Source organism: Bacillus pacificus (assembly GCF_020861345.1).
GTDB lineage: Bacteria > Bacillota > Bacilli > Bacillales > Bacillaceae_G > Bacillus_A > Bacillus_A pacificus.
The window spans coordinates 3,755,585-3,770,479 of the sequence record NZ_CP086328.1; the positions used below are offsets into that span (position 1 = coordinate 3,755,585).

16 protein-coding genes and 5 pseudogenes are annotated in these 14,895 nt (G+C 35.1%); 5 read left to right on the forward strand and 16 right to left on the reverse strand.

Going from position 1 to position 14,895, the window contains the following annotated elements; translation table 11 throughout:
- The first annotated feature begins 16 nt into the window (after positions 1–16).
- Positions 17–256 (forward strand): D-alanine--poly(phosphoribitol) ligase subunit DltC, encoded by a 240-nt coding sequence (gene dltC / locus LMD38_RS19495; RefSeq protein WP_000807310.1) that lies wholly within the window; start codon positions 17–19, stop codon positions 254–256.
- Positions 253–1,428, forward strand: coding sequence for a D-alanyl-lipoteichoic acid biosynthesis protein DltD (dltD, locus tag LMD38_RS19500; RefSeq protein ID WP_228919929.1), 1,176 nt, complete (start codon positions 253–255; stop codon positions 1,426–1,428). The genes dltC and dltD overlap by 4 nt, the downstream gene beginning before the upstream one ends.
- 17 nt (positions 1,429–1,445) lie before the next feature.
- On the opposite strand, the gene LMD38_RS19505 is transcribed toward dltD, so the two are convergent.
- Positions 1,446–2,540 carry an NAD(P)H-dependent flavin oxidoreductase gene (locus LMD38_RS19505; RefSeq protein WP_000495255.1) on the reverse strand — a complete coding sequence of 365 codons (1,095 nt, stop codon included), beginning with the start codon at positions 2,538–2,540 and terminating at the stop codon, positions 1,446–1,448.
- A 115-nt stretch (positions 2,541–2,655) separates the two neighbouring features.
- On the opposite strand from LMD38_RS19505, the gene LMD38_RS19510 reads away from it, so the two are divergent.
- Positions 2,656–3,576 (forward strand): S66 peptidase family protein, encoded by a 921-nt coding sequence (locus LMD38_RS19510; RefSeq protein WP_062821856.1) that lies wholly within the window; start codon positions 2,656–2,658, stop codon positions 3,574–3,576.
- A 179-nt stretch (positions 3,577–3,755) separates the two neighbouring features.
- Here LMD38_RS19510 and LMD38_RS19515 read toward each other — a convergent pair whose 3' ends face one another.
- Together LMD38_RS19515 and LMD38_RS19520 are read right to left on the reverse strand one after the other, a co-directional pair.
- Entirely contained in the window at positions 3,756–4,154 is a 399-nt protein-coding gene (locus LMD38_RS19515) for an SseB family protein (protein WP_000435209.1), read from the reverse strand.
- A gap of 86 nt (positions 4,155–4,240) precedes the next feature.
- Positions 4,241–4,732, reverse strand: coding sequence for a carboxymuconolactone decarboxylase family protein (locus LMD38_RS19520; protein ID WP_153019374.1), 492 nt, complete (start codon positions 4,730–4,732; stop codon positions 4,241–4,243).
- Between the two features lie 63 nt (positions 4,733–4,795).
- On the opposite strand from LMD38_RS19520, the gene LMD38_RS19525 reads away from it, so the two are divergent.
- A complete protein-coding gene (locus LMD38_RS19525) occupies positions 4,796–5,248 on the forward strand; it encodes an Lrp/AsnC family transcriptional regulator (protein WP_001175495.1) in 453 nt (150 codons plus the stop codon).
- A 100-nt stretch (positions 5,249–5,348) separates the two neighbouring features.
- Complete coding sequence (locus LMD38_RS19530; protein WP_000708112.1) at positions 5,349–5,531, forward strand: DUF3913 family protein; 183 nt, start codon at positions 5,349–5,351, stop codon at positions 5,529–5,531.
- A gap of 29 nt (positions 5,532–5,560) precedes the next feature.
- On the opposite strand, the gene LMD38_RS19535 is transcribed toward LMD38_RS19530, so the two are convergent.
- The 13 genes and pseudogenes from LMD38_RS19535 to LMD38_RS19590 form a co-directional block, all read right to left on the reverse strand.
- Positions 5,561–6,574, reverse strand: a complete 1,014-nt coding sequence (locus tag LMD38_RS19535) for a CPBP family intramembrane glutamic endopeptidase (protein ID WP_061182676.1) — start codon at positions 6,572–6,574, stop codon at positions 5,561–5,563.
- 195 nt (positions 6,575–6,769) lie between these two features.
- Positions 6,770–7,546 carry an ABC transporter permease gene (locus tag LMD38_RS19540; RefSeq protein ID WP_000475446.1) on the reverse strand — a complete coding sequence of 259 codons (777 nt, stop codon included), beginning with the start codon at positions 7,544–7,546 and terminating at the stop codon, positions 6,770–6,772.
- A complete protein-coding gene (locus LMD38_RS19545; RefSeq protein ID WP_062821858.1) occupies positions 7,546–8,448 on the reverse strand; it encodes an ABC transporter ATP-binding protein in 903 nt (300 codons plus the stop codon). The genes LMD38_RS19540 and LMD38_RS19545 overlap by 1 nt, the downstream gene beginning before the upstream one ends.
- Before the next feature lie 14 nt (positions 8,449–8,462).
- Entirely contained in the window at positions 8,463–9,251 is a 789-nt protein-coding gene (locus tag LMD38_RS19550; protein WP_000804802.1) for an ABC transporter permease, read from the reverse strand.
- Positions 9,248–9,946, reverse strand: coding sequence for an ABC transporter ATP-binding protein (locus LMD38_RS19555; protein ID WP_062821859.1), 699 nt, complete (start codon positions 9,944–9,946; stop codon positions 9,248–9,250). Before LMD38_RS19555 ends, LMD38_RS19550 begins: the two co-directional genes overlap by 4 nt.
- Positions 9,943–10,323, reverse strand: coding sequence for a GntR family transcriptional regulator (locus tag LMD38_RS19560; RefSeq protein WP_000687504.1), 381 nt, complete (start codon positions 10,321–10,323; stop codon positions 9,943–9,945). Before LMD38_RS19560 ends, LMD38_RS19555 begins: the two co-directional genes overlap by 4 nt.
- A gap of 217 nt (positions 10,324–10,540) precedes the next feature.
- Positions 10,541–10,936, reverse strand: a pseudogene (locus LMD38_RS19565) (ribonucleotide-diphosphate reductase subunit beta); the annotation flags it as partial.
- Between the two features lie 135 nt (positions 10,937–11,071).
- Positions 11,072–11,167 (reverse strand): annotated as a pseudogene (locus LMD38_RS28740) (nuclease); the annotation flags it as partial.
- Between the two features lie 201 nt (positions 11,168–11,368).
- Positions 11,369–11,947: pseudogene (locus LMD38_RS19570) on the reverse strand (ribonucleotide-diphosphate reductase subunit beta); the annotation flags it as partial.
- Between the two features lie 154 nt (positions 11,948–12,101).
- On the reverse strand, positions 12,102–12,998 hold the full coding sequence (locus LMD38_RS19575) for a ribonucleotide reductase large subunit (protein ID WP_311043283.1): 897 nt from the start codon (positions 12,996–12,998) through the stop codon (positions 12,102–12,104).
- A gap of 236 nt (positions 12,999–13,234) precedes the next feature.
- Complete coding sequence (locus tag LMD38_RS19580) at positions 13,235–13,978, reverse strand: NUMOD1 domain-containing DNA-binding protein (RefSeq protein ID WP_062821860.1); 744 nt, start codon at positions 13,976–13,978, stop codon at positions 13,235–13,237.
- Between the two features lie 162 nt (positions 13,979–14,140).
- Positions 14,141–14,503, reverse strand: a pseudogene (locus LMD38_RS19585) (ribonucleotide-diphosphate reductase subunit alpha); the annotation flags it as partial.
- Between the two features lie 163 nt (positions 14,504–14,666).
- Positions 14,667–14,738, reverse strand: a pseudogene (locus LMD38_RS19590) (GIY-YIG nuclease family protein); the annotation flags it as partial.
- Positions 14,739–14,895 lie beyond the last annotated feature (157 nt).

The following is a 14,895-nucleotide window of genomic DNA, read 5'->3' on the forward strand; positions in this document are numbered from 1 at the left end:
AAAGGAGATTTTAAAAATGGCAGAATTCAAAGAGCAAGTATTAGATATTTTAGAAGAAGTATGTGAAAACGATATTGTAAAAGAAAACTTAGATGTTCAATTATTTGAAGAAGGTATTCTTGATTCTTTCGCTGTAGTATCTTTATTAGTTGAATTCCAAGAGCGTTTAGATATTGAAGTTTCTATTTCTGATTTTGACCGTGACGAGTGGGCTACTCCAAACATGGTTATTAAGAAGTTGGAAGAAATCCGATGAACAAAGCAAAATTTGGTCCGATGCTTTTAGCATTGGCCCTTTTTGCTGTATTCTTACTTATTCCAACGCGCTTCCTACTTCCACTTTTAAGTGATGAAAAAGTAGAACAAGCTGCCACTTCTTTAAAAGAAGAAAAGATTCAAAGTATGATTTTACAGCAAAAGATGTTAGCAGACTCGAAATACCTTCCGATGTATGGTTCATCGGAATTCGCACGTATGGATGCTTACCATCCATCAAATTATTTCAAAGTAAAGCCTGAAGGATTCACACCATTCCTACTTGGACGTGGCGGAACACAAGACCTTGTACATGTATTAAACTTTGCATCTACGATGGATCAATTGAAGGATAAGAAAATGGTATTCGTTCTTTCTCCGCAATGGTTTGTGCCACAAGGTATTGATGAAACACACTTTGCACCTAACTTTTCAAAACAACAAGGTTACCACTTCATTTTCAACGATGATGTAAAACCTGAAATGAAAAAGCAAATTGCAAAGCGTTTATTAAACTTTGAGATCGTTAAGAAAGAAACTTTACTTGAAATTTCGCTTGAAGGTATCGTTTACGATGATACAAAGCATAAAATAAAAGCACTTGCTGCTAAACCTTTCGCTTATATTTATCGTAACATTTTAGATCGTAAAGATTTATTTACAGCTATGTTTAATATTAAACCGCATAAAGAAAAACTTGACCCGTCATTAAAACAAATGAGCTGGGAAGAGGCTCGTAAACATGCAGATCAAACAGGTGCAGCAGAATCTGGATCTAACAATTACGGTATTGAAGATGGTTACTTCAACAGCAAAATCAAGAAGAAATTAAAGCAACGTGAAGGTTACTTAAAAAATGATGCTTATGATCAATCGCCAGAATATGAAGATTTACAAATTGCACTTGATTTATTAAAACAATCTGGTGCAAAACCACTCTTCATTTCTGTTCCTGTAAAAGGTCCTTGGTACGATTACGCTGGCTTCCCGAAAGAACGCCGAGAATTGTACTATAAGAAAGTTCATGAGCAAATTGAGAAAGCTGGCTATCCAATTGCCGACTTCTCAAATCATGAGTATGATAAATACTTCTTAAAAGATCACATGCACTTAGGTTGGAAAGGCTGGGTTTATATTGATGAAGCCATCCAACAATTTTATAAAGCAAACTAAAGAAAAGACCGCTTGAATTATTCAAGTGGTCTTTTTCTATATACATTTTGCAATTGTTCAATTACGTTATCTGCTTCTTTCATCACTCGCTCCACTACATGCTGAGCTGATTCTATTCTTGCTAATGATGACGCTTGTCCTGCCCAAAGTGACATATATTCTCCATTATTTTGCTTTGCTGCTTGTTGGCGTATTTTAGAGGTTAATACATTTTGCACCGGATACATCGGAAGGTCTTCTTCTTTCCCTTCATGCTTCTCTATAAATTCATTACGAATACCTCGTGCATATTTCCCGGAAAACGCACGAGTCACAGTTGTACTCGTATCTGTACTACGTAAAACCGCTTTTTTATACACGTCATGCGTAATACTCTCTTCACTCGTTAAAAAGGCTGATCCCATTTGAACAGCTTCTGCTCCCAGTGTAAATGCCGCAACAAGCCCTTGCCCGTTCATTACACCACCTGCTGCAACAATCGGGATATGCGGAACTGCTGCTACTAACTGCGGAATTAATGCGAACGTCCCAATCATAGCGTCCTGTTCTTTCCCGATAAACGTTCCTCTATGGCCCCCTGCCTCACTACCTTGACCGACAATAATATCTACTCCTAATTCAGCAAGTACTTTCGCCTCTGCCACATGAGTAGCTGTTCCGATGACTTTTATTCCGCTTCTTTTCAAGTCATTTATTTCTTCTTTTTCTAACGTTTGAAATGCAAAACTAACGACTGGCACGTTTTCTTCTACTAACACTTGTAATTGTTCTTTATAACTTTTTGGAAGCTTTAACTGTTCTTCTTCCTCTATACCGAATTCTCTATTCACTCCGCTAAGTAATCCCTTGGCCAAGTTTATCTTCTCTTCTTCTATTTGTATCTCTTTCGTTAATAGTAAATTAACACCGAAAGGCTTATCTGTTCGTTCCCGTATTTTATAAATCGCTTCACGAATTTGTTCTGGGCTCATATAGCCTGCTCCAAGCGTTCCTAATCCTCCGCTATTACTCACAGCTGCAACGAGTTCTGGCGTTGTAATCGCACCCGCCATACCGGCTTGAATGATGGGATACTTAATTTGTAATGTATCTATAACTCGACTTGTAAACATCATTTCTCCTCCTATTCCCTTTATATCTTCTTTATTTGACAAACTTTCCCCTTCTTTTACAAGGGTTGAACTTCCTATGAAGCGAATATATTGAAAGTGAAGGAGGCTGAAAACAATGATATATCCAAATGCATTACAACAAGGTGATACAGTAATGATTATTGCACCATCCGGGCCACCAACAATTGAAAATGTATTAAAAGGTGTAAAGGTATTACAAGAAATGGGTTTATCTGTAGTAATCGGGAAGAGTGTCTATGAGAAATATGGATATTTAGCTGGAAGGGATCAAGTCCGGCTCAATGACATACATGAAGCATTTTCAAATCCTGAAGTAAAGGCTGTTTTCTGTGCACGAGGTGGTTACGGTAGCGCTCGTCTCCTCCCTCACATTCAATATGAAATCATTCGGCAAAATCCAAAAATCTTTTGGGGATATAGCGATATTACAGCTTTACATACTGCCTTTTCACGTTATGCAAAGCTTGTTACTTTTCATGGCCCAATGGTAGAAGAATTAGGTAAAGGTGTAGATTCTCTTTCTTTATCTTCTTTCAACCAACTATTTCACCCATATTCAACCATCTTATCTGCTTCAGAATGTATCGTACCTAGCTCTTCCCGTACAGTTACAGGCCAGTTAGTTGGAGGCAATTTAGCGGTGTTAACGAGTATCATTGGCTCCTCCTACGAGATAAATACAGCCAATAAACTTTTATTGCTTGAAGACATTGGGGAAGAACCATATCGCATTGACCGTATGTTAAATCAGCTACTTTTATCTGGAAAGTTTCATGAATGTAGTGGTGTTATTTTTACAAGTTGTCATGACTGCACTCCTTCTAAACCATCTCAATCATTGCAAACAATACTATATGAATATTTCACTTCATATGCTATACCTGTCCTATTCGGTTTACCGATTGGACATATAAGCCCAAACATTGGGATTCCTCTTGGAGCTACAGCGACAATAAATACAAATAATAAAACACTCTCTATTTCTTCTGGCGTAGCCACTCCGTGTTCAAATTAAAAAGGAAAAGCGATTATGCTTTTCCTTTCATCCCACTTTAATGGGCAGTAAGACCCCCACCTCAAAATGCAGCGAAAGCAAAGAAGTTAGGTGGGGGTCGGGCTGCCCATTAAAGCCCGATTGGTTCAACTAATAATCAGTGGGGGATGAAGAAAACCCCCACTGATTAAAGTTTCACTTTATTTATAATAGTTAAAAATTCGTCCAGATGCGATATCTGCAATTTCTTCTGGAATAAATGTTTTACTTATATCAGTACCGACATTTAATACTGCTGTAGCATCTTTCTCAATACTACTAAATAATTCTTTCCCACGTATCGTAATAAGGGGTGTTCCTTCTGGCAACACGTCTTTTACAAATTCCATTTGTGTAAAGAACGGAACGATCCATCTACCCTCTCCTTGGAAATGACGCAAGCGAAGTATTCCTTCTGTTGCCCCTTCCTCTGCTTCTAGTGAGCCAGCAACATAAAACTCAGTAGATAAGAGCAATTCATAAAATTCCTTTTGCTTTTGTTTGTCATCCCCTGCTACAACAAGTACTTCTTCTATTCTCTTTACCGGAATTTGCTCCATATGATGCCACCCCTATTTTCAAAATGATTATACTTAAATTATACGAAATATTCTTATTTTTTTCTACATAATTCGCAATTATTTTCTTAAAATAATTTTAATGCTTCGTTTGGCTGTAATTGAAATAGAAAACCAAGTTGTTGCGATGCAGTAATAAAACAAATATAAGCGCAAAGCTCTACAATTTCTTTTTCCGTCCAATATTGTTTCAATACATGAAACATATTATCATCTATCGCCTTTTTGTCATGAATAAATGTATGCGCAAAAGTTACTGCTACACCAATTTCTTCTACCTTTTGCATATCATCAGGCCTTCCCTTTGCCATACAGTACGGGCATTCATTCCCGTACGCTAATGTTCTTCTCACTTGTTCCTTCAGCTCTGCTGAAAGAGTTCCTTTATTGTACAGTGTATTTTCTAATGTACTCCACGAATGTAATATTTCCGGATTATGACCTAATAACTTTTGAAACTTTGTATCTCCTACATTTGATAATGAAATTCTCTCCATCATTTCCCCTCCTATTTCCTTCTGTTTTATTGTAAAATAAATAAAGCTCATTTTACATTTCATATGAATCTTAATTTATATTTTTTCTTTACAAAAATTATTATTTTACTGGAGGTATATTTACAAATGCAACTAGACCGTGTTGACCGAAAAATTTTAAATGAATTATATAATGATAGTCGCCTTTCCATGCGTGAATTGGCGAAACGAGTAAACTTATCTGCTCCGTCTACTGCAGAGCGTGTTCGTAAACTCGAAAGTGAAGGCGTGATCCAAAAATACACAATCGATATCGATTATAAAAAAGCAGGACTTGTTTTAGACTGTATTTTAGAAATCACTTTAAAAAACGGGGATACAACACGTATGCAACAGTTTATTCAGTCCTATCCATCTGCAAGTTTTTGTTACCGCGTAACAGGAAGCTTATGCTACATTGTAAAAATTTCTGTTCCTTCACTCGTTGAACTTGAAGAATTTATTAATGATGTTTCTTCATATGCAACGACTGTTTCTCATATCGTATTATCAGAAATATCTCTTACCCCTGATATTGAACATATCTTCCCAGAAGATTAATTAATTTTTATTCATAAAATATATAAAAACCTCTTACAATAAGAATAAAAATAATATATTATGTATTAAAATACATAAAGTTCGAGAAAGGGGCTTTACATTGAAAATCTGGTTTTATGAAAAAACGGGACAATTAGATGACTTGCTTGGCATTTGGGATAATGTTCCGACTATCCCTCGAATTGGTGAAAAAGTTGAGATTTTAAAAGCAGTTCGTACTGTTACAGATATTAAATATGTAAAGAACGGCAATAATTTTCGTGTAGAAATTATTACAAAGTAAAAAGTAGCTCACAAAGAGCTACTTTTTACTTATCTATTATGTGCTTTCTTTATAACGATTTTATCGTCTTCTACAGATACTGTTACATAATCATTTTCTTCTAATCGGAGCTTATTTACAGCCTCATCTGGTAGCTCTACAGCCATCAATCTATCTGTTACAATCACTTGACTATACACTTCATTTCCTTCTGATGCACTCACTACTTTTTCCTCATGTATGAAGCGCACTGGTGGCACACCCACTTCTTTTACCATACGCCATTGTTTCCAAACATAAGGAATTAACCAAAGTAATCCAACGACTGTAAGACCGATACCGATCCATAAATTACTTTGCGCTTGTAATTCAGGAATTGAAATGGCGCTGCTCTCTTCTCCGCCGACAAATTGCATACTTGTTGCAATGAAATTATTTAGAGCGTGCACAGCAATATTCGTCCATATATTTTTTGTCTTTATGTATAAAAGACACATAACAACACCAAACATAAACGCACCAATAACATCAAAATGTCCTAAGCCAAAAATAATGGAAGATATAATGACAGCTTTTTTAATTCCCCATTTATAAGCCATTCGCTGTAAAAAGAAGCCTCTAAAAATAACCTCTTCCATAATTGGTGCTAATACACATGCTGAAATGAAAGTAAATATCGTCATATATATGTTACTCGTATTAATAACAGTTCCGTCTTCTAACATAGTAACTAAGAAATTCGGTAACGTATGTGCTAATATATAAAATTGAATATGAGATATACCAACGGAAAAAATCATTCCCATTATCGTTGCTAACACAATTAATCCCCACGGTAAACGTCCTGGTTTATCAAAAAAACTGTTAAATATAACATTATTTTTATTGGTTTTTACGTATAACCAAAATAACGGAAATACAAAAAACACAGTTATTTGTGAAATAACCTCCGTCGTATTCTCAGAAACATTTGATAGACCTAATGGGATCATCGTAAGGAACAGCCCTATAATCATCCATCCAAAAAAACTGCGTAGTCTTATGCGTGAAAATGCATCGTGCATATCGAACACCTCCAAAGATAGTAAAAGTACATGTTCAGATAACTAAATTATAATATGAATATAGTTGAAATTCTTCCTATTTTTCTCAAATACTTTTGAACACCATATATAGTAATCATTCTTTTCTTTCGGTTGAAATATACGAGAAAGTTATGTAATAAAAATCCCCGTTTTTACAAGCGGGGATTTCTTTTATTATAATACGTCACGTTTTTGGAATAATGCACTTGATGCTACAAGTAATACAACAAAGTATGCAGCTACAAGTAATAATGAAGTTGTAAATGTAAACTCTGTAAATGTTGGTTCTATTCCGCCACTTACTAGCTTATTGCTATCGTACACACTTAAATTTAAATGGAAGAACACTACAAACTTCGCTACACCTTTTGCAAACATCATCAGTACCATATTAATTGGTCCTTGTAAAAAGAAGAGGAACATCGTAATAATTAATGGTAAGACAGACTTTCTAAATACGTTTGCTAAGAAAAATGCAAGCGTCGCAAAGAAGAACGGTGAAAGTACTTGATATAAAGTAGATTTCATTACGATTCCTATCGTTAATTCTGTTTTACTACCATCCATTGCAATTCCGCCAATAATCATTGAAATAATCGTGTTAGCAAATATGATAAATACTATAGTAAGTAACACTGTAATATATTTAGAGAATAAAACTGTCATTCGTTTTCTTGGACGAATTAATAACTGCTTAATTGTACCTTTTTGGAATTCATCCGTAATTATACGAGAAGCAATCGTAATGCCAAAAATCGTTGCAAACAAAGTAATTAAACCAATCTCTGAACTTGCAAAATCTAAATATGATCCTTTAAATTCAGTTCCATCTCCCCATTTCAGCATCGCTAAAACTCCCAAAATTTCCAATACTGCAATAACACCAATTAAAATATACATACCTTTTTTCGCATGCAACTTTAAAAATTCATTTTGAATTAATTTAAACATTACGCTTTCACTCCCCCTGTAATCGCTAAGAACTCATCCTCTAACGTTTTATTTTGAACGGTAACTCCGTATACAAGCACATCTTCATTCACAAGTTTCTTTACAAGTTGTGGAATTTCTTCTTTCTTTACAGATACGACAATGACATTTCCTTGCGCCTTACCTGTAATGATTTCATTTGCTTTCTGAACTTCATCTACTTCAAACGCTACAACTACTGTCTCATCATGTTTTGCTTGTTCATGTAAGTTGTATTCTTGTACAAACTCACCTTGCTTAATAATAACGACGCGATCACACATAAGTTCAATTTCACTTAATAAGTGACTTGATACGATTACAGCAATATTCTCTTCTTTCGCTAAACGTTGTAAATAATCACGAATTTGGCGAATACCAGCTGGATCTAATCCATTTGTCGGCTCATCTAAAATTAAAATTTTCGGCTGATGCAGTAATGCCTGTGCAATTCCTAAACGTTGTTTCATACCAAGTGAATATGTTTTCACCTTTTTATGAATTGCATGCTCTAATTCAACCAGTTTTACAATTTCAGCAATGCGCTCTTTACTAATTGGTGTAATTGCCATGTTCGCAAAATGCTTCAAGTTTTGCATTCCTGTCATATAATCATATAGTTCAGGATTTTCTACAATCGCTCCAATTTGCTCTAGCGCCTTTTCACGCTCCGTGCGAATACTCTGACCACAAATTGTAATATCGCCCTCTGTCATTGAAATAAGACCTGTCATCATACGAATCGTTGTTGTCTTACCGCTACCGTTTGGTCCAAGGAACCCGTATACTTCCCCTTCACAAACTTCAAATGATAAACCACGAATAATTTCCGTTCCACCAATCCTTTTTCGAACATTCTCTAACTTTACTACTACGTTTCCCAATGCTGATTCCTCCTTTAGACTTCTAGTTTTTTATCGATTATGCGACCTGTTATATAAACAAGTAGAATAAATATTCCTATAGAAAAACTAAGGCTATATAAATTCATAAGTTTTTCCGGATAGAGAAACACATCCGCTCCTGATGATTCATCTATATATACTAATTTTTTTATTAGAGGTGCAGCAGGTGCAAGACCGCCCAACATTCCATATATAGTACCTAATAATTTTGTTACTAGTAAAAATAAGAAAAATACCATTGGATATTTTAACTTCTTCTTTTTCAAAGAAAACACTTTAACGCTTGCTACTGAAAAAAGTAATACTAGCAATATGCTAGATAAATTAAATACATATAACATAGTACTAAAGAGGTGCTTTAGTGGATTGAATACACTTTGAGTAAATAATACTTCATAGAGCTCTGTACCTTTTATTATTTTCATAGAAATACCATATAAAAAAATAGAGCCTATTAATTCAAAAATAAGTAAATAAATTACAGCGTATAACAATATTGCTAAAACAATCTTTTTACCGGATATCGATGTTAACCGAAATAATGTGCTTTCAGTCATTTTTCCAAATGCAGACACCGCCTGAATAACTATCATTGCTAAAAAAGTTATATATACTAGAATAACGAAAGCAACTATAATTGTTTGTCTTACTTCTCCTGATTCTTGTTTAATATAATTTCCCAAACTTACGAAAGCTACAGCGACAACGAATATAAATGATAACAAAGAAATAATTATTTGTTTTTTATTTATATTGTACATATATATTAAGCTCGGCTTCATCTACTAAACACCTCCTTAAACACATCTGTGACCGCTTTCCCTCTTTGAAAACGTAATTCTTCTACATTTTCATACAATACAATTTCCCCATCTTTTAAAAAGATTACTTCATCAAAAATATTTTCAACTTCATTTATTAAGTGCGTCGAAATTAGTATCGTACAATCTTCGCGATAAAACTGTAAAATAAGTTCCAGTACGTGTTCCCTAGAAACGAGATCAATTCCGCCCAGTGGTTCATCTAGTACGTATAACTTCGCTTTCCGAGAAAACGTTAAAATAATTTGTAGCTTTTCAACCATCCCTTTTGATAAAGCTGTAACTTTTTCTTCTAACGGTATTTTAAACTCCGCAATCGTATCTACCGCTTTTTGCATATCAAAGTCCTTATAAAAATCACGATAGAAAAATATAGAATCTTTTACTGTCATCCAATCATCAAATACTGGCTTATCAGACATAAAAGAAACAATTTCTTTCGTTTCTAATCCTACTTTTTTACCAGTGATTGTAATACTCCCTTCGGAAGGATGCTGCAAACCAGCAATCATTTTCAATAACGTCGTTTTCCCGCTCCCGTTATCTCCAACGAGTCCAACAATTTTCCCTTCCGTAATCTCAATGCTTAATTCGCGGATTACTGCTTTTAACCCGTATCTCTTCCATAAGTTTTCTATTTTTAATAGCTCTGTCATTCGCTCTCCTCCCTTTTCTCATGTAATGAAGAACGAAGGATTGTAAGAATTTCTTCTTCTGAAAACCCTAAATTGTCCATTCCATCTATAAAAGAATGAAGTAATTCTTTCGCCATCTCTTTTCGCAGCTCCATAATTTTCTCCCCTTCATTCGTTACATATCTTCCCATTCCTCTACGTGTTACAACAACCCCATCTCGTTCGAGCTCTTGAAATGTACGCTGGATCGTATTTGGATTTACTTGTAATTCACTCGCTAATTCACGCACAGAGGGAATTTTATCACCAGGCAATAAATGTCCCGTTACGATTTCTTTTTTTATGTATTCCATTACCTGAATGTAAATTGGTATATTTGGAGAAAACTCTATTTTCATTTCTTCCCTCCTTTTGTATTGGTGTACTAGTTAAATAATACACCGATACAAAAAGATTGTAAATACCCATTTACTTACAAAAAAAATTCTATCCATTAACCGGATAGAATTTTTCAAACGAAAATCGTTATACAAAAATAATAGTGTTATGTAAACAAAATTATAAAGAAAAGCTGTCTTATTCATTGATAAGACAGCTTTTCTTTATGATCATATATTAAAAATTAAACACGAAGTCATCATCAGATAACTTTTCAACGTTCGTTGCTTTTACGTAACCATTTCCCTTTACAGAGAAGAAATCATGGTTTTTCGTATCTGTACGTAAACCATTTAAAACGATTGGGTTAATTTCTTCTTCTTCAAACTTCGGCTCTAGTCCTAAGTTCATAAGTCCTTTATTCGCATTGTAACGAACGAAACGATTTACATCTTCTACAAGACCGATAGAAGTATAAATTTCTTCTGTGTATGCCATTTCAATTTCATATAGTTCCATTAATAACTCTTGCGTTTCTTTTTGCACTTCTTGTTGATCTTCTGCAGAAAGTTCCGCGAAGATTTGTTGTGCTAAAATACCGACGAATACGCCGTGAATTGACTCATCCTTTACCTTCACATAGATTCGCTACTCCTATGCCGTTTACACAGCTTACAGTTTCCTGCAAGAAGAGACTATATCATCTACCTTCTCAGGTAGCCCTCCATTTCGATTTAAGGGATTCTCACCCACCGCTTGGCCCTACTCCTATTGCGGAATTTCACCGCCATTGGGATAGTCGTTGAACGTTCCTTTATCTACGTATCGCACCCACCACTGTTTATACAGTTTTCGGTGTCTAATACTTCCGTACATGTTATCGCTAGATAAAGGCTTCGCTGCTGATTGCCCTATCAGCTATTCTCCTTTCCATCTATTGATAGTTAGAGAATAACCCGAATGTATATATTCATCAATAATAAAACAGATAAATTTACAATAGGGGTTCCCAGCAATTAAAAGGGTTTTTCAATTGGTATCTCTACCAAAAGCCGCTATTAGTTAACGGATAATAAGGTTAATAATCTCACCACTTGCTGTTAGTTTTCCTTGACCAGCTAAGTAAAGTGGATAGAAGAATCCACTATAGAATAGGTAACTTTCTAAGAATACACTTGCTACCATTGCCATATATAACTCTTTTTTCGTTACTTCAGGCTTTAATAAACGACGATAGTAACTTGTAATAATACCAGCCTTTTTCTCAAGTAACGGATGATTGTCTACCCAGTCAAAAATCTCATCGATTTCTTCTTCAGTAGCTAATGTTGTAAAGATATGACTGTAGCTCTTCGCATGTACTTCTTCCATAGCACCCATGAAAGCTAATACACTTTTCGCTTGTAAATTTTCAAGATGAACAAGTACAAGTGGCATCCCTTCGCCGCCTTGTTTCGTATCTAAAAGTGTTAAACCACCTAATACACGCTTATAAGCAATTTGCTCTTCTTTCGATAATTGCACCCAAGTATTTTTGTCAGACGAAACCGCAATTTCTTCTTCTGTCCAAAACTGAGCGATGTTTTGCTTCCAAAACATTAAACTGAAATCGTCTTCTTTTTTATTCCAGTTAACAGCGCGCATTGAATCACCCCTATATCTATTATTGTTCTACTGAACGGTTAAATTTCCATCTAATAATGAAAAGCTAACCGTTTAGTAGAACAAACCAAGTATGAGCAGGGTTCATAACCCTGCTCATACTGTTGGGTTATTCATTTAGTATGGCAATATGCCATTAAACAGTACAAGCCACACACTCTTCCACGCTTAATTTACGTGTTCTCGTATAATACAGACTCTTTAAGCCTTTTTTATGTGCATAGATGTAATAACGTGCTAATTCACGTGTTGAAATATCACTATTAACGTAAAGAATTGTACTAATTCCCTGGTCAATATGTTCTTGAATTTCTGCGATTAAATCAATTAATTTAAACTGATTCATATCGTAAGAAGATTTATAGTACCAGAACGTATCTTTTGATAAATACGGCATTGGATAATATGTTGTCGCATTCGCATACGTTCTTGATTCAATTTGACTTACAATCGGCATTACGCTTGAAGTTGCATTTTGAACGTAACTGATCGATTGCGTAGGAGCGATGGCAAGACGATATGAGTTGTATAAACCATTCTTCTGCACTTGCTCTTTTAAACTTGTCCAATCTTCTTTTGTCGGAATATGAATTCCTTCAAATAATTGCTGAACTTTTTCAGTTACTGGGCTATAATCTGTCGTTTCATACTTTTCAAAGTATGTGCCGCTTGCATAATCAGACTTATCAAAGTCTTTAAATGTTTCGCCTTTTTCTTTAGCGATTTCCATACTTTTCTCAATAGAGTAGTAATTTAACATCATAAAGAATGTACGAGCGAACTCTTTCGCTTCTGCACTTTCATAAGCGATTTTATTTTTTGCTAAATATCCGTGCAAGTTCATTGCGCCAAGCCCTACTGAATGAAGCTCATCATTTGCTTTTTTCACAGTTGGTGCATTCGGAATGATTGTCATATCAGAAACAGCTGTTAAAGCTTCCATTCCCGCATGAACTGCTTCACGAATTTCTTTATTTTCCATTACATTTACGATATTTAACGATCCTAAGTTACAGTTAATATCACGACGGATAATGTCATCTGTACCATAATCATTTATTTCAGAAGTTTCTTGAAGCTGGAAGATTTCTGTCTCGAATGTTCAACCGAGTTCGCTATTCCTCAGTCCGTTGCTCATGCAACTGCTGTATGTCACCATACAGGACAGACTATATCATCACCTACAGCATTACCTGATTAGGTGCTCCGCTTTTCGAACGCCAATCGCTTGCGCTCTACTCCCATAAGGGATAGTCGTTAGGCTTTTACTTATCTTAATCTTTCAGAAAGTCTCTTATAACTAGGATGTTTCTCACTATCTAAACGTCTTATTACAGTAGGGGATGATATACCTAAGGACCTAGCTGCATCTTTAATGCTCTCATACACTATCCCATCGACAATTAGCTTACACGTAGGATTATTAGACTGTTTTTGAATATTGTTTTTCTCTTTAATCCTTAGCCACTCTGGAAAGTTATCACTATTCAACCGATAGTTCACAGTAGTTATTCCTAAATTTAATACTTTAGCCGCCTCTGTTTGACTTTTATAATAAATCCCTTCAACAATAACAGCTCTAGAATTTGCTTGTTTTACTGCTTCTATCATTTTGATAGTCTTAGCTTTCCCATATTGATGATTTCCTTTTCCACTCATCTGCTTTCTTCTTATTTCACGTATTTCCTCTTTACGAGGATTGTTTGTGAAAATATCTCCGCCAATTGCAGTGAGTTTCACATTATAAAATTTTTGAGAGTTTACAGCATCAAATTTTAGGATATATTCTTCCTCTAGATTGTTTAATTCTTCTTCAGAAAAAGCTTCTATCAGTATGTGCTTTTCAAAATTTTCTTTCCCATACTTTTTGATAGCTCTTTGAAGGTATAATCCAGATCCTAGATAGTTACACCAATTATTTTGTCTTTTATAAATACATTTTCCAATGTATTTCATCCCATTTAACTTATTTACTGTCATATAAATAAAACCATAAGAGACTTTCTGATTCATTTTACCTCGCCATCCTCTGTACTTTAATTCCCAAAATACATTTTACAGAAAGCGACTCATTCTAAGATAAGATTTAGCACGGTAGGTTACCTCAAATTTGAGGCTTTCCCCGTTTAACGGAGTTTTCGACTAGCATTTCTACTAGAAGGTGCTACATATTTAACACAAGTTGGACATCTTCACAGTTCCAATATCCTTCAATGGATGTTGGTTATTTGCATTTGATTTAAACATTAAGTACGGATAACCAGACTCAAGCTGAATCATAGCAATTTTAATAAGCATATCACGTGCACTAATATCTAGCGGCTTCTTCTTCACTTTCGGATTGCTCATTAATTCATCGTACATTTCATCGATATCAATATCATCTAAATGCTTTCCGTATTCTTTATACACTGTATAAGGCGCGAAAACATGGAAAGGTTCGTTTTTCTCAGCAAGCTCAAAGAACTTACTTGGAACGATAATTCCGATTGATAGAGACTGAATACGGCTCTTCTCATCGGCATTTATTTTTTTGGTCAACTCGTCTTCATATTTCTATGAAGGTTGGACTATATCATCAACCTGCAACTGGTTGCCTTGCACTTCGACTGGTACCTATTTCCAGCCTACTCTACTAGCTTTCGTCTAATGACGTGCGTTCGATAGTCTCTACACCTTCTTGAAAGTATTGATAATTAGGAAAGTTATTAGAACTACCAATATAAAACTTCCTGTTTTCCTTATTAATTATCAAATAAATTCCACAGTTCATGGAATCTCGCCTCCGGTGAATATAAGATTCCACTTCACCCAAGTAATATTTCTTTCAAGCTTGGCACGGTATTACCTGCTATCCACGTACATGGACCGTAGGCTCTCTTAGTCAGCTTCTTCGCGGGTTCTTTTTCTTTTACCCCTTATTCAACTGA

Excerpts from the sequence above, each read along its gene's own strand:
- dltC (WP_000807310.1), top strand. The coding sequence starts at position 17 with ATGGCAGAATTCAAAGAGCAAGTATTAGATATTTTAGAAGAAGTATGT.
- dltD (WP_228919929.1), top strand. The coding sequence starts at position 253 with ATGAACAAAGCAAAATTTGGTCCGATGCTTTTAGCATTGGCCCTTTTT.
- LMD38_RS19505 (WP_000495255.1), bottom strand. The coding sequence starts at position 2,540 with ATGTTTACAAGTCGAGTTATAGATACATTACAAATTAAGTATCCCATC.
- LMD38_RS19510 (WP_062821856.1), top strand. The coding sequence starts at position 2,656 with ATGATATATCCAAATGCATTACAACAAGGTGATACAGTAATGATTATT.
- LMD38_RS19515 (WP_000435209.1), bottom strand. The coding sequence starts at position 4,154 with ATGGAGCAAATTCCGGTAAAGAGAATAGAAGAAGTACTTGTTGTAGCA.
- LMD38_RS19520 (WP_153019374.1), bottom strand. The coding sequence starts at position 4,732 with ATGAAATGTAAAATGAGCTTTATTTATTTTACAATAAAACAGAAGGAA.
- LMD38_RS19525 (WP_001175495.1), top strand. The coding sequence starts at position 4,796 with ATGCAACTAGACCGTGTTGACCGAAAAATTTTAAATGAATTATATAAT.
- LMD38_RS19535 (WP_061182676.1), bottom strand. The coding sequence starts at position 6,574 with ATGCACGATGCATTTTCACGCATAAGACTACGCAGTTTTTTTGGATGG.
- LMD38_RS19540 (WP_000475446.1), bottom strand. The coding sequence starts at position 7,546 with ATGTTTAAATTAATTCAAAATGAATTTTTAAAGTTGCATGCGAAAAAA.
- LMD38_RS19550 (WP_000804802.1), bottom strand. The coding sequence starts at position 9,251 with ATGAAGCCGAGCTTAATATATATGTACAATATAAATAAAAAACAAATA.
- LMD38_RS19555 (WP_062821859.1), bottom strand. The coding sequence starts at position 9,946 with ATGACAGAGCTATTAAAAATAGAAAACTTATGGAAGAGATACGGGTTA.
- LMD38_RS19560 (WP_000687504.1), bottom strand. The coding sequence starts at position 10,323 with ATGAAAATAGAGTTTTCTCCAAATATACCAATTTACATTCAGGTAATG.
- LMD38_RS19580 (WP_062821860.1), bottom strand. The coding sequence starts at position 13,978 with ATGAATCAGAAAGTCTCTTATGGTTTTATTTATATGACAGTAAATAAG.